Origin of the sequence: Campylobacter concisus (assembly GCF_003048445.1) — a bacterium.
Lineage (GTDB): Bacteria > Campylobacterota > Campylobacteria > Campylobacterales > Campylobacteraceae > Campylobacter_A > Campylobacter_A concisus_BF.
Genome location: NZ_PIQW01000034.1, coordinates 1 through 1,412 on the forward strand (window position 1 = coordinate 1; position 1,412 = coordinate 1,412).

Consider the following 1,412-nt stretch of genomic DNA (forward strand, 5'->3'; position numbering starts at 1 on the left):
CCCTTACTGGGATGTTGGAAAAGTAGGTCGTTGCGGGCTTTGTTGTTAATCTGCTTTTAATTCTTATATTATTAATCGAATTTTATTGTTATTGTGTTTGTCCTTCATATCTAGTATGTTTCTTGTATTTGCTTTTAGATTATTGCTTTGGTTGTCTTTTAAATTTGTTTTTTCTTGTTTTTATGCTATTTGGTTTATTTATCTTTTTAAATTTATTCTTTTCTTTTTTTAGATCTTTTAGACTAAATTTGACTTAAGATTTTTTCTAAAAAATAAAGATATGGCTAAAGTTGAACCATAAACAAGTGTTATGATTGATTAATTTTTTATATTTAAGCTTCAATGTATATGTCTTTATAAAATTTAATATAAATTTTTAGAGTTTTAACAATGTTTTTATTTTTTAAATGAGTTATGAAGTTTGAGAATCCAAAGCTTAAACTACTTGATGCGATAAATACGAGTGGAGACAAAGTGGGCTTAGTTAAGAAAGTGCTACTAAACAAAGATATAAGCGACGAAGTAAAAGCTAAAGCAGTAAATAGGCTAACTAAAAATAAAATTAGTCAAGCAACTAAAACTAGCTATATATCTACTAAAAACTCAAATAATAATTAAAAGCCCTATCTTTAGGGCTTGCTTTCTTTTTCAAATCGAACAAAATTTATTTTATTTTCTCAAAATTGGGTAGATTTGACACAGCCACAAATGATAAATTGCCATTAAATTGCATAAAAGGAGCAAAGAAATGGCAATAACTACAACTGGGTTTCAAGCCCCAGCTACAAAACGTGAAGGCTTAAAGCCCTCAGTCTATGAAAACATAAGTTTAATAGGTGCTGACGAGACGCCTATACTTAAACTTATTGGCACTTCAAGTGTTAAAGGTATAGAGCACTCCCCTCTAACTGACAGCTTAGCTGCCCCAAAGAAAAACGCACAGCTAGAGATTTCTGACTTTGATGATCAGATCAAATCAAGCGTGCAAAAGACTTCAAACGCAGTACAAATTTTCACTTCAAACGTTAGCGTTTTAAGAAGTATGCAAGCAGTGGCTACTTACGGCGGTAAAGAGCTAGAGCGTGAGACAGCTAAAAGAGCAAAAGAGCATAAGCTTGTTAAAAACCTCTCTGATAAATTTACAAGTAAATTTCTAATCGGACTTGAAAATGGAAAAAGCATCACCACTAAAGAAATTTACAACATCACCTACCTTGAAAATGACCTAAAATTTAAAGACATATCTAGCAAAGATAGGCTTTATAAAAAGGTAGATACGAGAGTTTAGGAGTAAATTTATGCAAACTAAAAAGCCTTGGCAAAATAAATCTTTTCACAAAAAAGACGATATCTTTGGTATGAAGCTAAAAGGATATTAGATGATAAACGCACTTGGTAGCTACCCCTTAAAT

At 31.0% G+C, this 1,412-nt stretch carries 2 protein-coding genes; both read left to right on the top strand.

Annotated elements, in window-relative coordinates; translation table 11 throughout:
- Positions 1-414 precede the first annotated feature (414 nt).
- Entirely contained in the window at positions 415-618 is a 204-nt protein-coding gene (locus CVT14_RS10560; RefSeq protein ID WP_021090193.1) for a hypothetical protein, read from the top strand.
- A 130-nt stretch (positions 619-748) separates the two neighbouring features.
- Positions 749-1,288 carry a DUF5309 family protein gene (locus CVT14_RS10565; protein WP_021090192.1) on the top strand — a complete coding sequence of 180 codons (540 nt, stop codon included), beginning with the start codon at positions 749-751 and terminating at the stop codon, positions 1,286-1,288.
- Positions 1,289-1,412: the final 124 nt, after the last annotated feature.

Excerpts from the sequence above, each read along its gene's own strand:
- CVT14_RS10560 (WP_021090193.1), top strand. The coding sequence starts at position 415 with ATGAAGTTTGAGAATCCAAAGCTTAAACTACTTGATGCGATAAATACG.
- CVT14_RS10565 (WP_021090192.1), top strand. The coding sequence starts at position 749 with ATGGCAATAACTACAACTGGGTTTCAAGCCCCAGCTACAAAACGTGAA.